Annotated in this window: 18 protein-coding genes; 9 read left to right on the top strand and 9 right to left on the bottom strand. The window is 63.8% G+C overall.

Annotated elements, in window-relative coordinates:
- Window positions 1–284: 284 nt before the first annotated feature.
- The 9 genes from rimO (at window position 285) to JGZ97_RS16700 (ending at window position 9,676) form a co-directional block, all read left to right on the top strand.
- Window positions 285–1,613, top strand: a complete 1,329-nt coding sequence (gene rimO / locus JGZ97_RS16660; RefSeq protein ID WP_207063830.1) for a 30S ribosomal protein S12 methylthiotransferase RimO — start codon at window positions 285–287, stop codon at window positions 1,611–1,613.
- A gap of 282 nt (window positions 1,614–1,895) precedes the next feature.
- On the top strand, window positions 1,896–2,267 hold the full coding sequence (locus tag JGZ97_RS16665; RefSeq protein ID WP_207063831.1) for a hypothetical protein: 372 nt from the start codon (window positions 1,896–1,898) through the stop codon (window positions 2,265–2,267).
- Between the two features lie 118 nt (window positions 2,268–2,385).
- Complete coding sequence (locus JGZ97_RS16670) at window positions 2,386–4,203, top strand: hypothetical protein (protein ID WP_207063832.1); 1,818 nt, start codon at window positions 2,386–2,388, stop codon at window positions 4,201–4,203.
- Window positions 4,204–4,405: 202 nt separating this feature from the next.
- Window positions 4,406–4,906 carry a GspH/FimT family pseudopilin gene (locus JGZ97_RS16675; RefSeq protein WP_207063833.1) on the top strand — a complete coding sequence of 167 codons (501 nt, stop codon included), beginning with the start codon at window positions 4,406–4,408 and terminating at the stop codon, window positions 4,904–4,906.
- Window positions 4,907–4,908: 2 nt separating this feature from the next.
- A complete protein-coding gene (gene pilV / locus JGZ97_RS16680; RefSeq protein ID WP_207063834.1) occupies window positions 4,909–5,412 on the top strand; it encodes a type IV pilus modification protein PilV in 504 nt (167 codons plus the stop codon).
- A complete protein-coding gene (locus JGZ97_RS16685) occupies window positions 5,409–6,155 on the top strand; it encodes a PilW family protein (RefSeq protein WP_207063835.1) in 747 nt (248 codons plus the stop codon). The genes pilV and JGZ97_RS16685 overlap by 4 nt, the downstream gene beginning before the upstream one ends.
- Window positions 6,156–6,183: 28 nt before the next feature.
- Window positions 6,184–6,669, top strand: coding sequence for a PilX N-terminal domain-containing pilus assembly protein (locus JGZ97_RS16690; protein WP_207063836.1), 486 nt, complete (start codon window positions 6,184–6,186; stop codon window positions 6,667–6,669).
- Between the two features lie 11 nt (window positions 6,670–6,680).
- A complete protein-coding gene (locus JGZ97_RS16695) occupies window positions 6,681–9,227 on the top strand; it encodes a pilus assembly protein (protein WP_207063837.1) in 2,547 nt (848 codons plus the stop codon).
- Window positions 9,227–9,676, top strand: coding sequence for a type IV pilin protein (locus tag JGZ97_RS16700; RefSeq protein ID WP_207063838.1), 450 nt, complete (start codon window positions 9,227–9,229; stop codon window positions 9,674–9,676). Before JGZ97_RS16695 ends, JGZ97_RS16700 begins: the two co-directional genes overlap by 1 nt.
- On the opposite strand, the gene JGZ97_RS16705 is transcribed toward JGZ97_RS16700, so the two are convergent.
- From JGZ97_RS16705 to JGZ97_RS16745, 9 genes are all read right to left on the bottom strand, one after another.
- Window positions 9,673–12,030 carry a DNA polymerase II gene (locus tag JGZ97_RS16705; RefSeq protein ID WP_207063839.1) on the bottom strand — a complete coding sequence of 786 codons (2,358 nt, stop codon included), beginning with the start codon at window positions 12,028–12,030 and terminating at the stop codon, window positions 9,673–9,675. The two genes, JGZ97_RS16700 and JGZ97_RS16705, sit on opposite strands and share 4 nt — an antisense overlap.
- A 4-nt stretch (window positions 12,031–12,034) precedes the next feature.
- A complete protein-coding gene (gene mvaD / locus JGZ97_RS16710; protein ID WP_207063840.1) occupies window positions 12,035–13,030 on the bottom strand; it encodes a diphosphomevalonate decarboxylase in 996 nt (331 codons plus the stop codon).
- The gene (locus JGZ97_RS16715; RefSeq protein WP_207063841.1) at window positions 13,023–13,958 is read right to left on the bottom strand and encodes a mevalonate kinase; all 936 of its coding nucleotides are present in this window, start codon (window positions 13,956–13,958) and stop codon (window positions 13,023–13,025) included. The genes mvaD and JGZ97_RS16715 overlap by 8 nt, the downstream gene beginning before the upstream one ends.
- Window positions 13,936–14,940 carry a mevalonate kinase gene (locus tag JGZ97_RS16720; protein ID WP_207063842.1) on the bottom strand — a complete coding sequence of 335 codons (1,005 nt, stop codon included), beginning with the start codon at window positions 14,938–14,940 and terminating at the stop codon, window positions 13,936–13,938. Before JGZ97_RS16720 ends, JGZ97_RS16715 begins: the two co-directional genes overlap by 23 nt.
- Window positions 14,940–16,106, bottom strand: coding sequence for a hydroxymethylglutaryl-CoA synthase (locus JGZ97_RS16725; protein ID WP_207063843.1), 1,167 nt, complete (start codon window positions 16,104–16,106; stop codon window positions 14,940–14,942). The genes JGZ97_RS16720 and JGZ97_RS16725 overlap by 1 nt, the downstream gene beginning before the upstream one ends.
- Before the next feature lie 15 nt (window positions 16,107–16,121).
- On the bottom strand, window positions 16,122–17,156 hold the full coding sequence (fni, locus tag JGZ97_RS16730) for a type 2 isopentenyl-diphosphate Delta-isomerase (RefSeq protein ID WP_207063844.1): 1,035 nt from the start codon (window positions 17,154–17,156) through the stop codon (window positions 16,122–16,124).
- Complete coding sequence (locus JGZ97_RS16735; RefSeq protein WP_207063845.1) at window positions 17,156–18,190, bottom strand: hydroxymethylglutaryl-CoA reductase; 1,035 nt, start codon at window positions 18,188–18,190, stop codon at window positions 17,156–17,158. Before JGZ97_RS16735 ends, fni begins: the two co-directional genes overlap by 1 nt.
- A 131-nt stretch (window positions 18,191–18,321) precedes the next feature.
- Window positions 18,322–19,050, bottom strand: a complete 729-nt coding sequence (locus tag JGZ97_RS16740; protein WP_207063846.1) for a response regulator transcription factor — start codon at window positions 19,048–19,050, stop codon at window positions 18,322–18,324.
- Between the two features lie 141 nt (window positions 19,051–19,191).
- Window positions 19,192–20,772 (bottom strand): tetratricopeptide repeat protein, encoded by a 1,581-nt coding sequence (locus JGZ97_RS16745; RefSeq protein ID WP_207063847.1) that lies wholly within the window; start codon window positions 20,770–20,772, stop codon window positions 19,192–19,194.
- Window positions 20,773–20,859: the final 87 nt, after the last annotated feature.

A 20,859-nucleotide genomic window follows, 5' to 3' on the forward strand; every position in this document is an offset into this window, starting at 1 on the left:
GGGGGCGCTGTGTCTGCAGGGCTGAAAATGGGCCAATATTGGCCCAGAAAGCCGCCAAATAGGGCCATCAAGCCCGAATCACCAAAATCCGACGCCCAGCCGAAGGTTCATGAAAAATGCGGGCTAGTCCGAACGGCGGGAGCAGCCTCGCCCCCGACGCTCTGGCCCGGACATAGCTCCCGCTCGCGGCCACCTCACCAGTTGTTCATTTTATAGTCACAAACACGTCGCCTCTCGTGTATAATTTGCGCCCTTCTGTTTCAGCTGCTGTCAGGTTTTTTGCTATGTCCGACAAACAAACGCCCCGTGTTGGTTTCGTGTCGCTGGGGTGCCCCAAGGCGCTGGTGGATTCCGAGCGAATCCTCACCCAGCTCAAGCTGGAAGGTTACGACCTCGTGCCCAGCTACGAAGATGCGGATGTGGTGGTCGTGAACACCTGCGGCTTTATCGACGAGGCCAAGCAGGAGTCCCTGGACGCCATCGGCGAGGCGATTCAGGAGAATGGTCGGGTTATCGTCACCGGCTGCATGGGCGCCGACGCCGACGCCATCCGCGAGGTGCACCCGCAGGTGCTCAGCGTCAGCGGCCCCGAACAGTACGAGCAGGTGGTCAACGCCGTGCACGAGTGGGCGCCCAACGAACAGGCCCACGACCCCTTCGTGGACCTGGTTCCGCCGCAGGGGGTCAAGCTGACGCCCCGCCACTACGCCTACTTGAAGATTTCCGAAGGCTGCAACCAGAGCTGCACCTTCTGCATCATCCCCTCCATGCGCGGCAAGCTGGTGAGCCGTCCGGCGGGATCGGTCATGAGCGAGGCCGAGGGGCTGGTGCGCGCCGGGGTCAAGGAGGTGCTGGTGGTCTCCCAGGACACCGGTGCCTACGGGGTGGACACCAAATACCGCACCGACTTCTGGGACGGCCGCCCGGTCAAGACCCGGGTGCGCGATCTCTGCGAAGCCCTCGGCACGCTGGGCGTCTGGGTGCGCCTGCACTACCTCTACCCCTACCCCCACATCGACGACCTGATTCCGCTGATGGCCGAGGGCAAGATCCTGCCCTACCTGGACATTCCCTTCCAGCACGCCAGCCCGCGGGTACTCAAGGCGATGAAACGCCCCGGCAACATCGACAACCTGCTGGAGCGGATTCTGAAGTGGCGCAAGATCTGCCCCGAGCTGACCATCCGCTCCACCTTTATCGTCGGCTTCCCCGGCGAGACCGAAGAGGACTTCCAGCAGCTACTGGACTTCCTCGAGGCGGCCCAGCTGGACCGGGTGGGCTGTTTCCAGTACTCGCCGGTGGAAGGCGCCGCTGCCAACGACCTCGCCGCGCCGGTGCCCGACGAGATCAAGCAGGAGCGCTGGGAGCGCCTGATGGCGCTGCAACAGGGCATCAGCGAGGCCCGCATGCGGGCCAAGATCGGCCGCGAGATTGAGGTACTGATCGACGATGTGGGCGATGACGGCGCCTGTGGCCGCAGCCATGCCGACGCCCCGGACATCGACGGCAACGTGTACCTGGAAGGCGCCACCGAGCTGGTACCGGGCGACCTGGTAAAGGCACGGGTGATCGACGCCGACGCCTACGATCTCTGGGCGGAGCTTAAGGGCTGAGACGCGCCCTCACCGTCTTCGCGGCGGTCCAGCCCAGTCCGTGAAACGGTACCGGGTCGCTGCGCCCTGTTCCGCCATTCCGATCTCAGTCAGGGATCGTCCCGCCAAACAAATGACCGGTTGCCCCCCGGCGACCGGTCACAAGTTCCCGGACACCCGTCCGTTTGCCCATCAGCGCCGTTTTTTGCCGACAACCAACGCCATTCTGAAGCTGGCAGGTTGCGTTCGATTGCGCCAAAATGAGAGCCTTGTGCTATCGGGTTTTGTCAAAGGATGTAATCTATGTTCATCAAAATTAAGAAAAACTGCGGGATCTACATGGAACACGCCGCCCTCGACAAGGGGATGGTGGTGCCGGTCACCAGTAACTTTCTGATCAACCTCGACCAGGTCGCGGAAATTTCCTTCTACACCCTCAAGGAAGACAAGGCGCGGGAAACCCTCGACCACGGCCCCTTCACGATTCCCAAGAGCACCCGGGTCATCCACCTGACCATGGACTACCGCTACTCCAGCCACCAGGAGGACCGCCCCGGACAGCTCAACCGCATGATCAACCAGCGCGCCTATTACAAGCTGTTCTTCCTGCCCGAGTGTCCCGGGGAGTACGAAAACCTGCGGGGCCACATCGAGAAACAGGTTTACAATATCTGACCCCGAAGGAGGGGCGAGCGGCTCCAACCCGTTCCCAACAGGGAGCCGCGCGGGGTCGCCACCGGCAGAGTCCGGTTGCGCCCCGCCAATGCTTCAGCGACCAAGGAGTGGCTACCTTATGCACAGCGCTATCATCCAAAGCGCGCCCCTGCGCCCCACCGCCAATCAACTCCTGCACCTGCAGGGCATCACCCCCGCCGACAACCCGTTCAACTTTTCCACCACCCTGCACTGGAAGAGTGATTTTTCATCCATCTGGCTGCGCAGCCTGCACCAGTGGGATCAACTGCTCGACAAGTGCCGGCAGATGCCCTGGGCCAAGGGGCCGGCCGAACACCTGCTCACCCTAGCCCGCGCTACCCTCAGCCAACCGACGCTGGAGGCGATCCGCCGCCATGCCGAAGTCGCGGCCGCCAACGGCGACAACCCCGACCTGTTCCGGGTCCAGAACGATCGAATCGAAGCCCGCTACGCGGACCGCCTCAAAGCTCTCTGCGGGCTCTGCCTGCACAACGGGAAGTTCGACGCCAAGCAGGTTGGAAACCTGTTTGAGACCCCCAGGGGCATTGGCGAGCTCTACCGCATCCTGCTGGAGCTGACCCTGCTGGAATACAGCTATCACAGCCAGGGGCTGACCCGCCTGAGCGCCCTGAAAGAGCTGTTGAAAACCCTGCTGATGGCGATCACCGAAACCCCCGTGGCCGGGCGCCACCCTTACCGCCGCTACGACGCCCAGGGCCAACCCGTTACCCCCTTCGCAGAGTACCTGGAACAGGCAAAGCAGCGGCTGGAGTGCCTCTTTGCTGCGGATGCATTCGATCTGCTGCGGGTGAGCGAGCGGAGCCCCGCCGCCGATATCGGCCTGTGTCAATACGAGGTGGTACCCGGCTCCGAGCTCCACGGCGCCAGCCTGCGCCGCTACCTGCCGCTGCCCGGCGTCACCCAGCAGGAGACCCTGGTCTACCTCAGCAGCCCCCTGATCAACCAGGCGGAGATCTTCGACCTGGCCGAAGGCAAATCCGTCATCCACGGCCTGCTGCAACGGGGTTACCAGGTGTACCTGGTGGTGTACGGCAACGCCGGCCCCGGGGAGAGCGAGCTGGGGCTCGATTTTTACGGCAAGGAGGTTCACGACCGCAACCTGGAGCTGATCCGTCGGGACCACCCCGAGACAACGCTGCACGTGATGGGCTACTGCATGGGCGGCACCCTGATCCTGCCCTACCTTGCCCGTCGCGCCGAGGAGCGCCGGGCCCTGGGGCTGGAGATGGACATCCGCAAGGTGGCGCTGATGGCCACCCCGGTGCGTTTTGACGACGACAAGAGCGGCCACGCCCCCATGCGCGACGTGATCCGCACCTGGTACGACGGCGAGCTGATGAAAGCGATGTTCGGCCGCAGCAACGTGCCGCCCCAGGTGATCGAAGTCGGCATGAACCTGATTCAGCCCGGCGTGCGTTACACCGTCACCCGCGGTTTCTTCGAGCGGGCCACCAGTCGCAAGGCGATCGAGGACGCCGCCCCCTTCCTCAACTGGCTGCTGCACGGCACCCGTTTTCCCGCCAAGGCGCACCGCCAGTGGATCGCGGATATCTTCATGGGCAACCGGATCTGGAAGGGGACCTACTGCCTGCCCTCGACGATCCCCGAGCTGGATGGCCAGCCGGTCGACATGGGCGCGCTCCGAAAGGCCGGCGTCTGCCTGATGGACTACCGGGGCGAGCGCGATCCGATCTCCCCCATGGGGTCGTGCGTAGCCAGCGAGACCTGGGGCTGTCACGAAGCCAACGAGGAGTTCACCACCCACGGCCTGAACCGGACCATCGAGAAGAATGTCGGCCACATCTTTGTGGTCAGCGAAAAGCACCTCGGCGATTACATGGAGCGCGTCACCGAGTTCTACCAGGATGGCACCCCGGCCCCCGCCGCCGGTTAAGCCCTTTTCAAGGTAACTCAACAGGAGTGGTCAGCCCGGCCATTCCTTCCCTTTCCCCCTCCCGCCTCGCTCTTAACAAAGTTACCGCTTAAAAAACAGGTCAATAGCATGACTCAGGTCAGTCCGTGCGGCCGCTCCGGCTGATATTCTTATCCTTAGCCCGTACCCTGTCCGGGCGGGCGATGCGAAAAGGGATATGAGCGTGTTAGCACAACGAGGTTTCAGTCTGGTGGAGCTGACCGTCACCGTCACCCTGGCGGCGCTGGTGCTCGCCATCGGTGTGCCCAGCTTTCAGAGCCTGAGCCACAAGAATCACGCCGAAGCTCACCTGGAAGAGCTGAATTCGGCCTTGCGCCTGGCCCGCCACGTGGCCATCGAGCACGGTCGCCCGACCCGCGTCTGTCCCCGCAAGGCCAACACCGCCGCCACGGCAAGCGCCCAGTGTGATACCAGCGCCAGCGGTGACTGGAACCGAGGCTGGGTGGTGGAGATGGTGAATGGCCCCACCACCCTGATGAGCCGGCAGCACACCCCCGACGACACCAACCTCAGCGCCTCAGGCAGCCTGAAGGAGATCAACTTCTCCCCCACCGGCACCCTGACAATCCCCAACGCCACCTTTACCATCACCATGGGGAACTGCACCAAGAAGACGTTGATCAACATTTCCGGCCACCTCAGTTTCGACCAGAGCGGGTGCTGACGATGATTAAACCCGTCAAAGGCTACACCCTGATCGAAATCCTGGTGGCGATCCTGGTCTTCGGGTTGGGCGTCATCGGCGTCGCGGCCCTGAGCGCCACCAGCCAGAAAGCCTCCAACTCCGCATACCAGGCCATGCTGGCCACCTGGAAAGCTCACGAGATGATGGAGATGATCCGCGCCAACGCCGATCAGGCCAGAAGCTCCAGCGACTACAACCACGCCCTGGGGGCGTCCCTGCCCACCGACCACGACTGCACCGCCGACGCCTCCAACGGCTACTCGCCCAGCAACTGCACCCCTTCGCAGATGGCCAAGGACGACCTGCGCCAGTGGCTGCAGTCGCTCAGCGCCACCCAGGGGCTGCTCGCCGGCTCGGGCGCCGTCTCCAGTGCCGCCAACAGCTATCGGATCACGGTCCTGTGGGACAGCGGCGCCCAGGGGCAGGCCTGTGCCGATTACCCGGCCGCCACCTTAAGCTGCCTGAAACTGGAGTTCGACTTATGACCGCCCCGCGCCGGCAAAAAGGGTTCTCCCTGGTGGAGCTGATGGTCGCCCTGGTGCTGGGGCTGATGGTCGGCGGGGCGGTGCTGCAGAGTTTTATCTACAACAACCGCAGCATCGTCATGCAGCGCGAAGCGGTGGCACTGCAGGAGCAGGGGCGCGCAGCCATGGAATTTATCACCCGTTTTGCCCGCATGGCAGGCTTCCAGGAGCACGATTTCCGCCGCGGCGCCCTGAGCCTCGGGGTCAGCGGGAGCAGCGACAGCATCAGCATCGAGTTCCAGGCGGGGGGCTCCGATGCCTCCATATCCCTGCGCAACTGCCTGGGCCAGGCCGTCAGCAGCCAGGGCTGGGTCAGCGTCAACCGCTTTCATGTCAACGGCTCAAACCAGCTGGTGTGCGACGCCAAGTTCCGCGAGTCAGTCGACGGCACCCTCAAGGAGCCCAGCAGCAGCACCTACCAGGCCGACGGGGTATTGATCGAGAACGTCACCGACATGCAGGTGCTCTACGGGGTGGACACCGACAACGACCAGGCGGCGAACCAGTACGTGCAGACCCCCTCCGGCTCAGACTGGGAGGACGTGGTGGCCCTCAAACTCTGCATCGTGCTGGCCTCAAGCAAAGATATCCTCAGCAGCGACACCGTGTTCAAAGACTGTGACCAGACCGATATGACCGCCACCCGCAAACTCACGCGCCAGGTCCGCGCCACCGTCGCCCTGCGCAACAGGGCGGGAGGCTGAGATGGTTAAAATCGCGAGAATGGTGGAGATGAGACGACAAAGGGGCGCTGCCCTCATTATCGCGCTGGTGTTCATGGTGATGCTGACCGTGGTCGCCCTCTCCAGCATGCACAGCTCCACTTTCGAGATAAAGATCGCCCGCAGCGTGAAGTCGCAGATGGACGTGATGAACGCCTCCGAAGACGCCCTCAAGCGCGGCGAGGAGGTGGTGGCAAACCTGGGCGACATCTCCAGTTTTCCCAGCGGCGACGGCTTTTACCAGGGCGCCTCCCTGGCCCAGTTGAGCGGTCTTGACGACCTGCTGAACAATTTCACCGCCTCCAGCGCCACCGTCTCCGTCGGCGAGGGCCAGTTCTACATCGAGTACCTGGGGCCGATCAGCCCCGGTGGCAACAGCGCCGCCTTTGGCAACCCGGGTTTTGGCACCCGGCACCTGTTTCGCATTACCGGGGTCGGCAAGCTCGACGGCGGCCAGAGCAAAGTGACCCAATCCTATTTCGCGACGTCCGAGTAAGGGAGCATTCTATGAAGCGCAAGGTAGCAGTAGCCTGGATTTCGGTTCTGGGGTCATCGCCTGCCTGGGCGGCGGACCTGAGCAACTTTCCGCCCACCGACAGCCCCTACGGCTGGATCGCGCCGGTGGCCGTCAGCCAGCAGGATATCAGCGACGGCAACGCCAAGCTCTACCGGGGCTGGTTCGACAACGTCACCCAGGCCGGCGACCTGGTCCGGCACAGCATCAGCACCTCCGGGGCGGTCAGCTCCACGCCGGACTGGAAGGCCGCGGCCCTGCTCGATGCCCGTACCTACAGCAACCGCATGGTCATCAAGGGCAGCGACACCAGCTACAACCTCTGCGCCAGCGGCGACGCGCTGGAGGCCTTTTTGTGCGGTGACAACAGCAACGAAGTCTCTACCGGCGGCAGCGGCGCCTACCGGGACAGAACCTCCGACCTGGGCACCCTGATCCACAGCAACCCCGTCCACGTGGCCGCCCCCCGCTTCGCCTACCCGTTCGACAACTACCTGGGGTTCCGCAAAACCTGGCTGAACCGCAGCGAACGCATCTATGTGGGCGCCAACGACGGCATGCTCCACGCCTTTGACGGCAGCGGCAACGAAATCTTCGGCTACCTGCCCGGCACCACCTACGCCAAAACCGCCTCCTGGGCGACGGACACCTCCGGCGCCCACCGCTACCTGCTCGACGGCCCCCTGGTAACCGGGGACGCCTACGCCGATTTCGACGGTAGCGGCAATGAGTGGGCGACGCTGCTGGTGGGCGGCCTCGGTGCCGGCGGAACGGGCTACTTTGCCCTGGATGTCACCACCCCGGTCGTCAGCGGCGCCAGCGTCTCCACGGTGGCCGACACCAAGCTGTGGGAGTGGGGGCCCGACGGCATCGGCATCGGCCACACCTACGGTGCGCCGCTGATCGCCCGCACCAACGCCGATGGCAAGTGGGCGCTGATCGCCGGCAATGGTTACGCCCAGGGGGGCGAACCCATTCTCTACGTGCGTGAAATCCAGGCGCCGCAAACGGTCATCCAGGATTTCAACAGCCTGGAGAGCCCGGCCGTGGCCCCTAGCGGCAACGGTCTGAGCGGCCCGGCCGCCATCGACGTGGACGGGGACTTCAAGGTTGATTACGCCTACGCGGGCGACCTGAACGGCAACCTGTGGCGCTTTGACCTCAGCAAAACAGCCCCCTCCGGCTGGAGCGCGACGAAAATTTTCACCGCCACCGACGGCACCGTTGCACAGCCGATCCTGGCCACGCCGGAGCTGGCCCTGCTGCCCGATAACAAGGTGATGGTCTACTTCGGCACCGGCGATCCCTGGAATATTTCCAGCACAACCCAGCACAGCCTCTACGCCCTCAAGGATAGCTTCGGCAGCGATACCTACAGCCGCGACGATCTGCAGGCGCGGTCCCTCGCCAGCACCACCAATGCCGACTACCTGACGATGGATGAAACCGCCAGCCCCAACGACCAGGCCGTTGACTGGAGCAGCCAGCACGGCTGGTACGTGGACCTGAGCACCGACCAGCACCTGCTGCAGACGCCGGTGCTGGACGACAGCCGCATCCAGTTTGTCGCCCACGACCTGAATGCGGGAAATAACTGGCTGATCCACCTGGAATACACCGACGGCCGCCTGCCGGAGAAGGTGATTTTCGACATCAACGGCGACGAAACGCTGACCCCAGCGGGGGATAACATCGACTACGTCGATGCCAGCGACGAAGGCGACCGGGTGGTCGGGCTGCGGGTGAAAGCAAACCTGGTCTCCGGCCAACGCCTGGCCCTGAACGACCAGGGCGCAGCGCTGAGTTACTTCAACACCTGGCATGCCGGTACCGCCGGCAGCGAGGGGAGCAAGGTCACCACCTACGGGCCCGCCAAGTGCAGCACCATGACCTTCAGCCGGCTGCGGGTATTGAACGATGATATCGACGTCACCTTCGACTACACAGCCCACACGCTGGGTGGCGACTTTACGGCCAGTATTACCGTGGACCCCGAGGAGAAGGACGATAACGCCCGCTCACCCGGCCTTGACAACTATCCGACCACCGCCGGCGCCGACAGCGGGATTCTAACCGGCACCGACACGGTACAGAAGTGGTTCGGCCTGGAGCTGGAAGTGCTGGCCGATACCGTCGGCTCGAACGATACGCAGCTTGTGGTCACCTACCACGGCCCTTACCGCAGCAACGGGTTCACCCTGGCGAGCAGCAGCAACATGTACCGTATCGATGATGAAGGCGGCTTTGCCATAAAAACCTGTGAGTACCCCGCAGGCGACTACGCCACCAAATCCTGTACCGGCAAGCCCACCTGTACACAGCAGAAATCCCGATTCGATTACGAGAACGCCAAGGCTTCGGTCACTTTTACCGGCCAAACCTGGTCGGACCTGAACGCCTCCCTCGAGTACGATCCAACCGATACCAAAGAGGTGGAGGCCATCCCCAGCACGCCGGCCAGCGGAAGCTCCAGCGGTCAGCTTCAGAACGGCGCCGATAACCAGACCGGGCGCCTGCGCTGGCGGGAGCTGCTGTTCTGATGGGGGGTAGTCTACTCAGAGCGAGCCGCGGCTTCGGGCTGCTGGAGCTGATGATCGCCCTGGCGATCATCGGCATCCTCGCCGCCGTGGCCCTGCCCGCCTACCAGGGCCACGTGCAGCGCAGCACCCGCAGCGAGGCCCTGGGCCTGATGCAGGCCATCGCCGGGGGGATGGAGAGCTACGCCCTCAATAACGGCAGCTACAGCGGCGCCGTGCTGAATGGCACCAGCGCCAGCGTCTACCGGCTGAACGCCGATACCCACCCGGCGGTGGCGGTCTATAACTTCACCCTCCCCGCCGCCAGCCTGACCACCGACAGCTACGTGATTCTCGCCACCCCCATCGCCGGCAAGCGCATGGCGGGCGATGGCAAGCTGATCCTTTACCACGACGGCCGTCGCGGCTGGGACAGTGACGACGACGGCGACTACGAGGCGGTGGAGTTCTAGAACAGCCCCAGCTGCGGCTCCACCAGCTCGCCAAAACTCAGGCCGATAAAGGGCAGGATGCCATCCGCTACCGGCGCCAGCTGTTTTTCCAGGTAGTGCTGATAATCGATGGGGGCGCTGCGGTACTGCGCGGGCTGCGGCCCAGCCGTGGTGATCAGGTAGCTCACCGCGCTGCCACGCCGATAAATAGGCGCCCTGCCCTCGTCGCGGGCGCTGGCATTGGCGAGGCGCGCGGCCTGCACCTGCGGCGGCTGGTTCTTCACGTACTCCTCCAACGGGCGGCGCAGACGCTTGCGATAGATCAGGGCGTCGTCCAGCTCTCCCGCGAGCAGGGCCGCCACCTGGTCACGAACAAAATCCTGTACCGGCTCACAGTTGAACACCCGCTCGAACAGTCCCTGCTGAAAACGCCGCGCCAGAGGCGTCCAGTCGCTGCGCACCGACTCCAGCCCCTTGAACACCAGCCGGGCCTCCCCGCCGGGTTCAGCCAACAGCCCCGCGTAGCGCTTCTTGCTGCCGGCGTCCGCGCCCCGCAGGCGCGGCATCAGAAAGCGCCGGTAGTGGCTCTCGTACTCCACCTCAAGGAAGCTCTCCAGGCCAAACTCCCGCGCCAGGCGGCGGCGCCACCAGCGGTTGATTGCCGCGGCCAGCCCCTGCCCCAGCCGGTCTGCCTGCCGGTCGCTGCAACCGGGCCGCTGCAACCACACAAACAGGGAGTCGGTGTCCCCGTAGATAACGGTATAACCCCGGGAGTGAAGATACTCCCGGCTCTCCTTCAGAATCTGGTGGCCGCGCAGGGTGATGGAGCCGGAGAGGCGGTGGTCGAAGAAGCGGCACACCGGCGAGCCCAGCACCCCGTAAAAGGCGTTCATGATAATCTTGATCGCCTGGGAAAGCGGCCCGTTGGCCTGCGCCTTGGCCCGCCCCCGGGCCTCCCCCAGCTCGGCCAGCAGCTGCGGCAGAATATGGCGCTGGCGGTGAAAACGAGCCCCGTTGAAGCCGTCCACCGCCTCCCTCTCCTCCGCCTCCCCATCTCCCGCATGGGCCGCTTCGGCGAGTCCCAGCGGGTCGATCAGAAAGGAGCGGATGATGCTGGGATAGAGGCTCTTGAAGTCCAGCACCAGCACGTGGTCGTAGAGCCCGGGGCGCGAATCCATGACATAGCCGCCGGGGCTCTGCAGGCCGCCGGGACCGGAAGCATAGCGCGGCGCCACGTAACCGGCCCGGTGCAGCCGGGGCAGGTATAAATGGTCAAAGGCGGCCGCGGAACCGCCCACCTTGCCCAGGGGCAGGCCGGTGAGGGAGGCCCGCTCGATCAGGTAATCCACCAGCCGCGCCTCGGCGAAAATGTCGCTCACCAGGCGGCAGTCCTCCAGGTTGTAGGCAGCCAGGGCCTGGGGGTCGTCTCGATAGAGGCGGCTGATCTCCTCGCCCCGCCCCCCGGCCTCCTCGATCAGCTTGCCACGGCCCAGCAGCTCCCGGGCGACGGCGTCCAGGGCATAGCTCTCAAACCGGTAGGTGGCGCTCTTGAGGCATTCGATACCGTCCACCGCCACCCGCCCGGGCAGGTCGACAAAGCTCAGGGTGCCGCTGCCGCGGCGCACCCGCAGCGGCGTGGCGTCCCGCCCCAGGCGCAACGACAGGCCGTGGCGTTCGGCGACCCGCTGCAGGTAACGCAGGTCGAAGTCGATCAGGTTCCAGCCGATCAGCAGGTCGGGGTCATAAGCGGCGATTTCCGTTTCCAGCGCCCGCAGCAGGGCCGGTTCGTCGGGCAGAAAGCGGAGCTGGTCCGTATCCTCGCCGTCACCCTTCATCAACACCCGCTCCAGCCCCTCCCCCTGCAAGGCGATACTGAACAGCTCCAGGTGGTCGATGGCGGTTTCGATATCAAGGGAGAGCAGGCGCAGGTGGGGCCGGTAGTCGCTGGGCCGGATGCGGGTGCCGGTCAGGGTGCCACCCTTCCCGGGAAAAGCGGCGTCGAGGGCCATGCCGGCGCGGATAAAGCGTTCCATCAGAAAGCGTTCGGCGGGGCGAATATCGTCCTCGTACAGCGCAATCCCCGCCTGCTGCAGCAGTTCCCGCGCCCGGTAGAGGCTGTCCAGACGGTCGAAGTAAAGCCCGCACACCGGAGTACCGTCGAGACTTTGCAGCCTCAGCGTTGCACTTCGCCACCCCTGAAGGGGCTGCAGCAGTGAGGCCGCCCGGGCGCTGTCGGCAGCGGCGACGAAAAATACCGCCTCCTGCTGTTCAACCCGGTAGCGAAATGGCCCCTGGTCACTGCTAAGCCAGTATTCGAGGATCAGCCCGCCCAGTCCCTGTCGGACCTGCTGGTCCAGCAGGAACCCTTCCACCATCGGATCAGGCGCTGCCGAAGGGGGTCACGACCTGCAGTTCCGGGAAGGCCTGGCATACGGCCGCCTGGCTGTCGGCTTCAAACAACAGCTTGATATTGGGTCCGGCGTCCATGGTGAAGTAGAGCGCCAGCCCCTCCTCGCGCAGCCGCCATATGCGGTGCATCGCCGCCACCGACTCCGGTTGCCAGTAAAGCAGGGGCGGCCAGGAGGCGATCATGGTGGCGTGCATGGAGAGTGCATTCTGCTCGGCGGTGCTGCCCAGGCGCTCGAAGTCGCGCTCGGCAATCGCCTGGTGCAACTGCTCCAGGTCGGTGGCCGCCTGCAACGGCCAGCTCTGGTAGAGGTGGGCGCTCTTCACGGTGCGCGCCATGCCGGCACGGGAGCCCACCGGCTTTTCCGCCTCGGTCACGGTCAGCAGCCCCACCCGCAGCTCCGGCCAGGTGGCCTCCAAGGGTACGCCGTGACTGTCCATGCCGTCTTCACGCACCCCCATGCGCCACTCGACGAAACCGTCATACAAGGAGCGGCTGGCGCTGCCGCTGCCCATGCGGGCAAAGGCCGACAGCACCTCTACCGGCAGGTTCAGGCGGTAGAGCTCGTTGATCGCCTTCATCAGAGCGGCAAAGCCGGAGGCGGACGAGGCCAGCCCAGCGGCGGTGGGGATATTGTTGTGGGTGTCGATCGCCAACCGCGGGCTGCCGGCGGGTCGGAACAGGTCCAGGAAGGCGATGAGCTTAAGGGCAAAAGCGGACGAGGGATCCACGGCCTCCCCGTTGAGGCTCACGCGATCCTGCGGGTCGTCAAAGGGGCTCAAGCGGGTCTCGGTGCCCAACTTGCCAAGGCCCACCGACAGGCTGGGGTTGATCGGCAGGTTCAGGTTCGCATCCCGTTTCCCCCAGTACTTGCACAGGGCGATGTTGCTGGGCGCGAAGGCCCGGGCGGTCTCCTGCGGCTCGATGTGCTGGGGCAGGTAGCCCTGGATGATCGCTCGCTTATCCATGCTCCACCTCCAGCCCCCTCGGGCAGACATTGACCGGAATCCCCTCGTAAGGCAGCGCCTCCCCAGCGCTCTCCCCCAGGGCCACCACGCAGTCGCCAAGACCCGAGCCGGAGATCTTGGCCCCGAGAACGCCCGGCTGCTGACGCAACCGGTAGACGATATCCGACAGAGCGGCGTCATTGACGCCCAGGGCGTCCATCAGCCCCTGGTAGACATTCATCAGGCGGCCCAGGCGCTCCCAGTCCCCCTCTTTGGCCGCCTGCACCGCCTGGCTCGCGGTCTTCCCCATCAGCCCATACAGCTCCGGGTAGAGTTCGGGCAGGGACAGGGACTCTGCGTTGACCCGCTGCAGCACTTCAGGGGTCGGCGTTTTATAACCGCAATAATAGAGGCCGACCCGGGGCAGCGTCTCAAGGGTTTCGATAGCCCGCGGGGACTGCCGGTAGACAACCATGCCGCCAAAGGCGGAAGCGGCGATATCCGCGCCCGAGCCCCGCCCCTGGACCTTGAGCACGGCGTCCAGCGCATCCTCGAACACCTCCCGGGGCCCGGCGGCCCCCTCGACCCAGAAGCGCAACGCGGCGGCAGTGGCCACGGTGACCGCCGCCGAAGAGCCGAGCCCCACCTGGTCGGAAAAGTCGGAGGTGATGTCGAGCGAAAACCCGGAAGGAAGCCTGTCCCGCATGGCACGAACCGCCTGCAGCACAAAGCGCAGCTTGGGATGATCGCCCAGCGAATCCAGGTTGGCCTCGTACTCGGCAATGCTGGAGTGAACACGCAGCATGGGCGCACCGTGGGGGGTCAGGCGCACCTGGATGCGCCGGTCCGCAGCGCAGGTCAGCGCCGGGTGGCCGTGCAGCACCGCGTGCTCCCCCATCAGCATGAACGTGGCGGGCGCTGAAGCCCTAATTTCGTACTCTTGCCCCATGGCAGTCGGTCTCCAACAGCATCACCGGGTGATTGTTTAGCTGAGTTTCGGGCATAGCGGGATGATAGATCAACAGGCCGCCGGCACTGGACCCCGTGACCGAGCCCGCACCGCTGATCTTGCCCGCCCCGCCACTGCGTTCGAGCCCGGCGATCCAGGCCTGAACGGGCTCGGGGACGACGCCGATCTCGCACAGCAGGCGGTGGTTGTGGCGCAGCGCGGTGACAATGGCTGCGGGGTCGGCACGGCGTATCGCCGCGTACAGGGTTTCAGTGACGTCGGCAAATTCGGACCAGATGGCGCTGTTGGCAAAATTTCGGCGCACCTGTTCAACGCAGACACCGGTGCTGGCCTGGGGGCGGCCGCTGTCGGCCAGGTACCAGGATTGATCCAGCTCCAGCGCCACAGGCTCAATTCGACCCTGCTGGTAGCGGATCGCCCCACCCCGGCAGCAGATTGCGGGGTCGATGCCGCTACTGCGTCCGTGCTGCAGCGACTCGGCCGACCGGGTATGGGCCAGCAGCGCACGCTCGTCCAGGGGCAGTTCAAGGGCGGCAGCGACCGCCCGCAGCAGGGCCGCCACGGTGGCGGCGGAGGAACCCATGCCGGCGCCGACGGGAATGTCTGAAGAGAGCGTAATCGAAAGGCCGTCCAGGTGAGTACCCGTATCGGCAGGCACCAAGTCGGCCAGGGCGTATAACAGCAGGTCTTCCTCGCGGGCGAGTACCCGGCTCACCGGCAAGGTGCCGGCCTCAAAGGCCCGGTGGCGTTCCCGGCAACCCGCCGCCAGCGCCGGCAGTTCGGTCGCTGACAGGGTCCGGTGCAGGTTGAGATCGGGCAGGTGCAGCGAGAGCGACGCTCCCCCGATCCGATCCAGCCGGCAACGGGCATGCCGGTTAATCGCCACCGCCAGCGCCGGAGCGCCGTAAACCACGGCGTGCTCGCCGCTGATAATCGCCTTGGCCGGGGCGACGGCGTCCATCAACGCTGGCAGTAGAGGCGCTTGTGCTGGTTCATGCCGCCGAGGCGGAAACGACCGGTGGTCTGCTCGGGGAATGTGTATTCACCGCCGTCCGTGGGGTGCTGGAAATTGTAGAGCTCCAGGTACTGGGCATAGCTGAGCTCGGTACGCTCGGCCAGCAGGTGCTGGTGACGCTCCCGATGCAGGTAACGCTGGTAACCCTCGACCACCCGGCCGGTGAAGAACTCTGCCACGCAGCCGGAGCCATAACTGAAAAACCCGATCTGCTTGCCGGCGAGATCGGTGCCCGCGTTCTCCAGCAGCGACACCAGCCCGACGTACATTGACGCGGTGTAGCTGTTGCCGATCAGGCGGTTGTAATGCAGCGAGGGTTCCACCTGGGCCTTCAGGGCCTCGGCATCCCGGTCACATTTATTGATCCGCGCCATCTGCGTCTGCGCTTTCTCCGCCATGCGGGTAAACGGCAGGTGATAGCAGAGGTAGTCAAGGGACTCGAATTCGGTGGACGTGATCTCCTGGTAGTGGAGCCAGGCCTGCTTCAGCGCCTTGAGGTAAATTTTGGTGGAGTACTTGCCGTCAACCAGCGCGGTGGAGCGGTAGTTAGGACGCCAGAAATCCATCACGTCCTCGGTGTAGTGACCGGAATGGGGCTGGATTTCAACCAGTCGCGGGTTGGCGCTGATGAGTATCGCGACTGCGCCACAGCCCTGGGTCGCCTCCCCGGAGGAGTTCAGGTCATAGCGGGCGATATCCGAGGCCAGCACCAGGACCTTTTTTTCCGGTTCCCGCGCCACCAGGGCGCAGGCCATCTGGATGGCGGCGGTGGCGCTGTAGCAGGCCTGCTTGAGTTCCACTACCCGGCAGCGACTGGGCAGCCCCAGCAAACCGTGCACAAAGACGCCGCCGGCCTTGGACTGGTCGATTCCGGTTTCGGTGGCGAACAGCAGCGTGCTGATAGTCTCCGGATCAACCCCTTCAAGCACGGGCAGAGCCGCGTTGGCGGCCATGGTCACCACGTCTTCGTCGGCGGCCACGATCCCCATCTTCTCCTGTCCGATGCCCTGGTAGAACTTCTCTTTATCGATGCGGTGAACGTCGGCGAGGCTCTTCAGATCAAGAAAATAGTTCGACGTGTAAAAACTGATATCATCAATACCGACAGACATACTCAGTAAAAATCCCTATTGCTCTTCGAGCAGCAGCGCATCATTCAGACGCAGCCCGCCAAGGTCGGGCACGCCGAGCAAAAACATTGCCGTACAAAATTCTTTCTTCAAATCTTCGATCACCGCGACCACCTTTTCCGGCGATTCCATGGCCGGTTTCAGGAAGGGTGCCGCCATGCCGCAGAGCGAGCCGCCAAGTATAACAGACTTGACCATGTCGATGCCCGTGCGCAGACCGCCACTGGCAATAATGGTAGCTTGATCCATGTACGGACGGGCCAAGCGCAGCGCCAGGGGGGTGGGAATGCCCCAGTCCTGAAACGCCAGCCCCAGGCTCCCGGGTCCGGCGTCGCGGTGCCGGTGATGTTCGATGCGACTCCAGGAGGTCCCGCCAGCGCCGGCAACATCGAAATAGCGAACGCCCTCGGCAAGCCCCAGGGCGATATCTTCCGGCGCGAGCCCCGCCCCCACCTCCTTAAGAATCACCGGAACCTCAAGGCGTGATGCGATACTGCCGATCTTTTTCGCGAGGCCGGAAAAATCCGTATCGCCCTCGGGCTGCACCGCCTCCTGCAGCGGATTTAGGTGCAAAAAGAGCCCATCCGCCTGCAGGCAAGCCACCGCCTCCCGGCACTCGGCCAAGCCGAACCCCCGGTTGAGCTGAACCGCTCCCAAGTTGCCCAGCAACAACGTATTGGGCGCCAGTTCACGCAATTCAAAGCTGGCTCGGGACTGGGGTGAGCTGAACATCACCCGCTGGGAACCCACTGCCAGTGCTACCCCGGTCGCTTCGGCGGCAATGGCGAGATTACGGTTGATGGTGCGCACCAGGGCGTGATCGCCCCCGGTCATGGAGGAGATCAGCAGGGGAAAACTGAGCCGCCGCCCCATAAGCTCCAGCGACGGATCCACCGCGGCCAGGTCGACCTGGGGCAGCGCCCGGTGGCGCAGGTGCAAACGATCAAAATGGTGCGCCTGGCGATCGGTTGCGGCATCCCGCTCGATCACCCGAATGTGCTCCACTTTTCGGCTATTGGTGGGGTCTGACATCAGCGCTCAAGCTTCAGGTGGGATTCCATCAATTCGCCGGGGTTGGTCTGGGCTGCCAGCAATGAGAGCTCACCGCAAAGCACCGTGGCCGCGCAGATGACCGCTAGCCGACGGGCATTTTCCCCGGGCTCGCGCTCTTCCCGGCACCCCAGGTTGGCGAGGTTCTCCTCGACAAAATCCAATCCCTTTCCGTTACCGACTGAGCCCATGATCAGGTTGGGCAGCGTGGCCGAAAAGTAGAGATCCCCGTCACGCACCTCGGCATGAACCACGCCTTGAGAGCCTTCTACAATGTTCGCGGCATCCTGGCCCGTGGCCAGGTAAAACGCCAACAGCATGTTGGCAAAATGGGCGTTGGCGCTGCGCACGCCGCCGGCCATCAGGGTGCCAATCAGGTTTTTCTTGATGTTCAGCTCGACCACTTTCTCCGGCGTGGTCTTAAGCCGGCGCAGGCAAAGCTCCCGCGGAATGGTCACCTCGGTGACCACGTATTTACCCCGCCCCAGAATGCCGTTAACCGCGGTGGCTTTCTTGTCCGAGCAGTAGTTGGCGGAAATAGAGACGTAGGAGAGACTTGGGTACTGTTCCAGAATCCAGGGAATCAGCTGGTCGGCGGCGTGGGTCACCATATTGTGACCGGAGGCGTCGCCGGTGGTGAACTCCAGGCGCAGGTAGATCATATTGGCTACCTGCTGCGAATGCATGTCGATCAGGCGGGCGAAACGGCTGGAGCGCCCGACCTGCTCGTTCATCTCCGGCAGACGGCTTTTCAGGCTATTGAGAGCGACCAACGCCTGGCCCGCATCCCTGGCCTCCAGCAGCACGGACCGGCTCATCCGGTCGTCCACCAGGGTGGCGCGGATTCCCCCCGCCAGCTTGGTCACCCGCGCGCCCCGCCCGACCGACGGCCAGAGCGGACTTTCGTAGGTGGCCAGCGGCACGACCAGCTCTTCATCAACCGTCTCGCCGGTGATTCGAACAGGGCCCACCAGGCGCATGGGAACGGGAGCGGAGGTGATCTTGTGTGCTTTCATTAAACTCGGGAGCTGATTACTGGGAGGCGGTTACCGGAATGGGCGACACGGCCAGCTAGTGGCTACCCCTCCGACAGGCTGCCGCGATTGTAGCTGCGGCCCGTAGCGAATGCAATTGGCGCCCCGGCGGGCTAATTCAGCCCGTTTTCCGGAACGGAAGCAGCGCCCACCCTTCCGCCGTGACGCAGACAGTAACCCTGCTGGTGAACAGTTTTGATTTCATACCCGGTGCCGGCCAGGGTCAGCGACTTGCGCAGGCGGCTGATATGCATATCCACAGTGCGCGTGTTCACCTGCTGGTTCACCCCCCAGACCTCCGAGAGCAGACGGTGACGCGACAGGAGCTCATCGGGGTGGGAGAAAAGATAGGCGGCGAGGCTGAAATCCTTGTCCGTCAACTCCAGCACCCGACCATCGCGCAGCAGGCGGCGCTGGCGATAGTTGAACTCAAAGGGGCCGAAACGCTTGATATCCGGATCATTCACCAGACCAGCCGCGTGACGATCGAGCAGCACCCGCACCCGTGAAAGCAGCTCATCGCGCCCGAAAGGACGCACCATGTAATCATCTGCCCCCAGCTCGAAGGCTCTCACCACCGCCGCTTCGGCGCCCCGCTGGGCGATATACAGCAGCGGCGCCCGCGAAGACTGGCTTGCGCGAACCCGCCCGAGCAGATCTTCACACAGCGAAGCCCCACCCCGGCAGTCAAACAAGAGCAGATCGCAGGCCTCCTGCTCCAGGCACGCAACCAGTTCTTCCGGGTCAGAACAACAGGTGTGCCGATAACCTGCCTCTTGAAGCCACGCCATCAGGGAAATGGCCAGACTCCGTTCCGGCTCCAGGATAGCGATATGCTGCAATCCATCCTCCTTCATTTGTCGTCGACTCAAAAAGCGACAACGAGCCAGTCCGCTGGCTCACTAATCGAGTTAAGGATAGTACAGGGAGGATTCGAGGCGGCCTTTTAGAGGCTCTCAATAAACAGAAGAGCCAGCAGGGTACTAGGAGGATTCCAGGGAGGCGAACTCAGCCCGACGACCGCTCAGCGCCCGGTAACGCTCCTGCTGCTTGGTATTCATGGCCCCAATGCTCATGCGCAGCAAGCGGTCGTTGCACACGGCAAGCACTTCCTGGGCACGCTCCGGCTCCTGCTGGATCAACGAATAGCCGGTCTGGACCAGGTTGAGCAGGACGCTGGGACTGTTGGGCACCGACTCCAGCGCCTGACAGAAGCAGTCAAAAGCCTCACCGAAACGGCCTTTACGGTAAAGCCCCATGCCCTGGAGGTTATAGCGTCCCCACTCCGTCTCGGTGAAGACACGCTTGTTGAAGTCGCTCTTGTATGCGTCCACCTCGGGCTGCAGAACCGTCCCCTCGACCCCTTCGATCAGGTTATCCAGCTCCTCGGCCTGCTTGCTGTCATCCAGCCGCTTGAAAACGGCAAACGCGTCCTTTACCGCAGCGTTGGCCCGCGCGATATCCCCGGAGCGCTTGTAGGTTTCAGAGGTCATCAGCCGCGATTTGAAGCGGATCAGGTCGTCATCCCGATACTCCGATACCACGTCTTCCAGAGTCCTCACCGCCTCACGCTCGGCCTCTGCCGAAGAGGCACCGCCGTGCTTGGCGATGCGGGTTTGCAGACATCGGGCGAGGCCGAAGTAGTTGGTCTGAGTCTGATGGCAGGAACGCTTGGCGAATTTGACCGCGCAACGGAACGCATCGATCGCCACCGCCCAGTTGCTGTTCTCACTGGCCACATCACCCAACCCAGCCTGCAGGGCCGGGGCAGTGGGCAACACCTGGACAGCTTTCTCCAGCAATTTCTGTGCGTCCTGATTGCGACCGATACCCCGGTAGACCTTTGAGAGCCAGTCGTAGGCCTCGATACTCTCGGGGCAGACCCTCAGAATCTCGTTGAAGTGAGCCGCCGCCTCGCCGTAACGCCCGGTGCGGTAAGCCACAATCCCCAGCCCCATGTGGGCCCAGAGCAGCTTGCGGTCGTTAAGCAAACGCTCGAACAGCTCCTGCGCCCGATCGTAGGCCTCGGTGACCACCAACAGGCGGCCCTGCAGACGCTGAAGGTAAAGTTTCAACGACGGGTACTTACGGGACATCACGTCAATGGCGTTTAGCGCCTTTTCGTAATCCCCCTGCTCGATAAGAGACTCAACCGGGTACACCGCCTGTTTGAGCTTCAGCAGTTTCTCCAGCCGCAGCTGCAGTTTTTCCAGGTCCAACGGGCGGGTGACAAAGGTATCGGCGCCATAGTCCAGGGAGTCGTTCGGCAGCGCCTTGGTATCCTCGGGGGTGATCAGGACAAAGGCGCCGGTCTCGGGCTTAAGCCCTTCGCGAATCGCCTCTTCCACCACCTGCAGACCACTCTTCTCGCCGGTGCCCAAAAAACTTTCAACCACGCACAGGTCAAACGGCTGCATCCGCAGCATGTTGAGCGCCATATTCGCCGACGAAGCAACGTGGATATCCCGCGAGCCGAGCTCGGCCATCAGCCGGCGCAGGGCGCTGAGATCTTCCAGTCGCTTAACGACGATCAGGACGGATTTGTCTTCCAGGTCGACGGCCATTCACTCCTGCCAGTGTGTATCGCTAACGGTATGACATTAGACAAAAAAACCCCGGGAGAGAACACCCCCGGGGCCTATTTATTGGCA

This window comes from Motiliproteus sp. SC1-56 (genome assembly GCF_017309075.1).
Taxonomy (GTDB): domain Bacteria; phylum Pseudomonadota; class Gammaproteobacteria; order Pseudomonadales; family Balneatricaceae; genus Motiliproteus.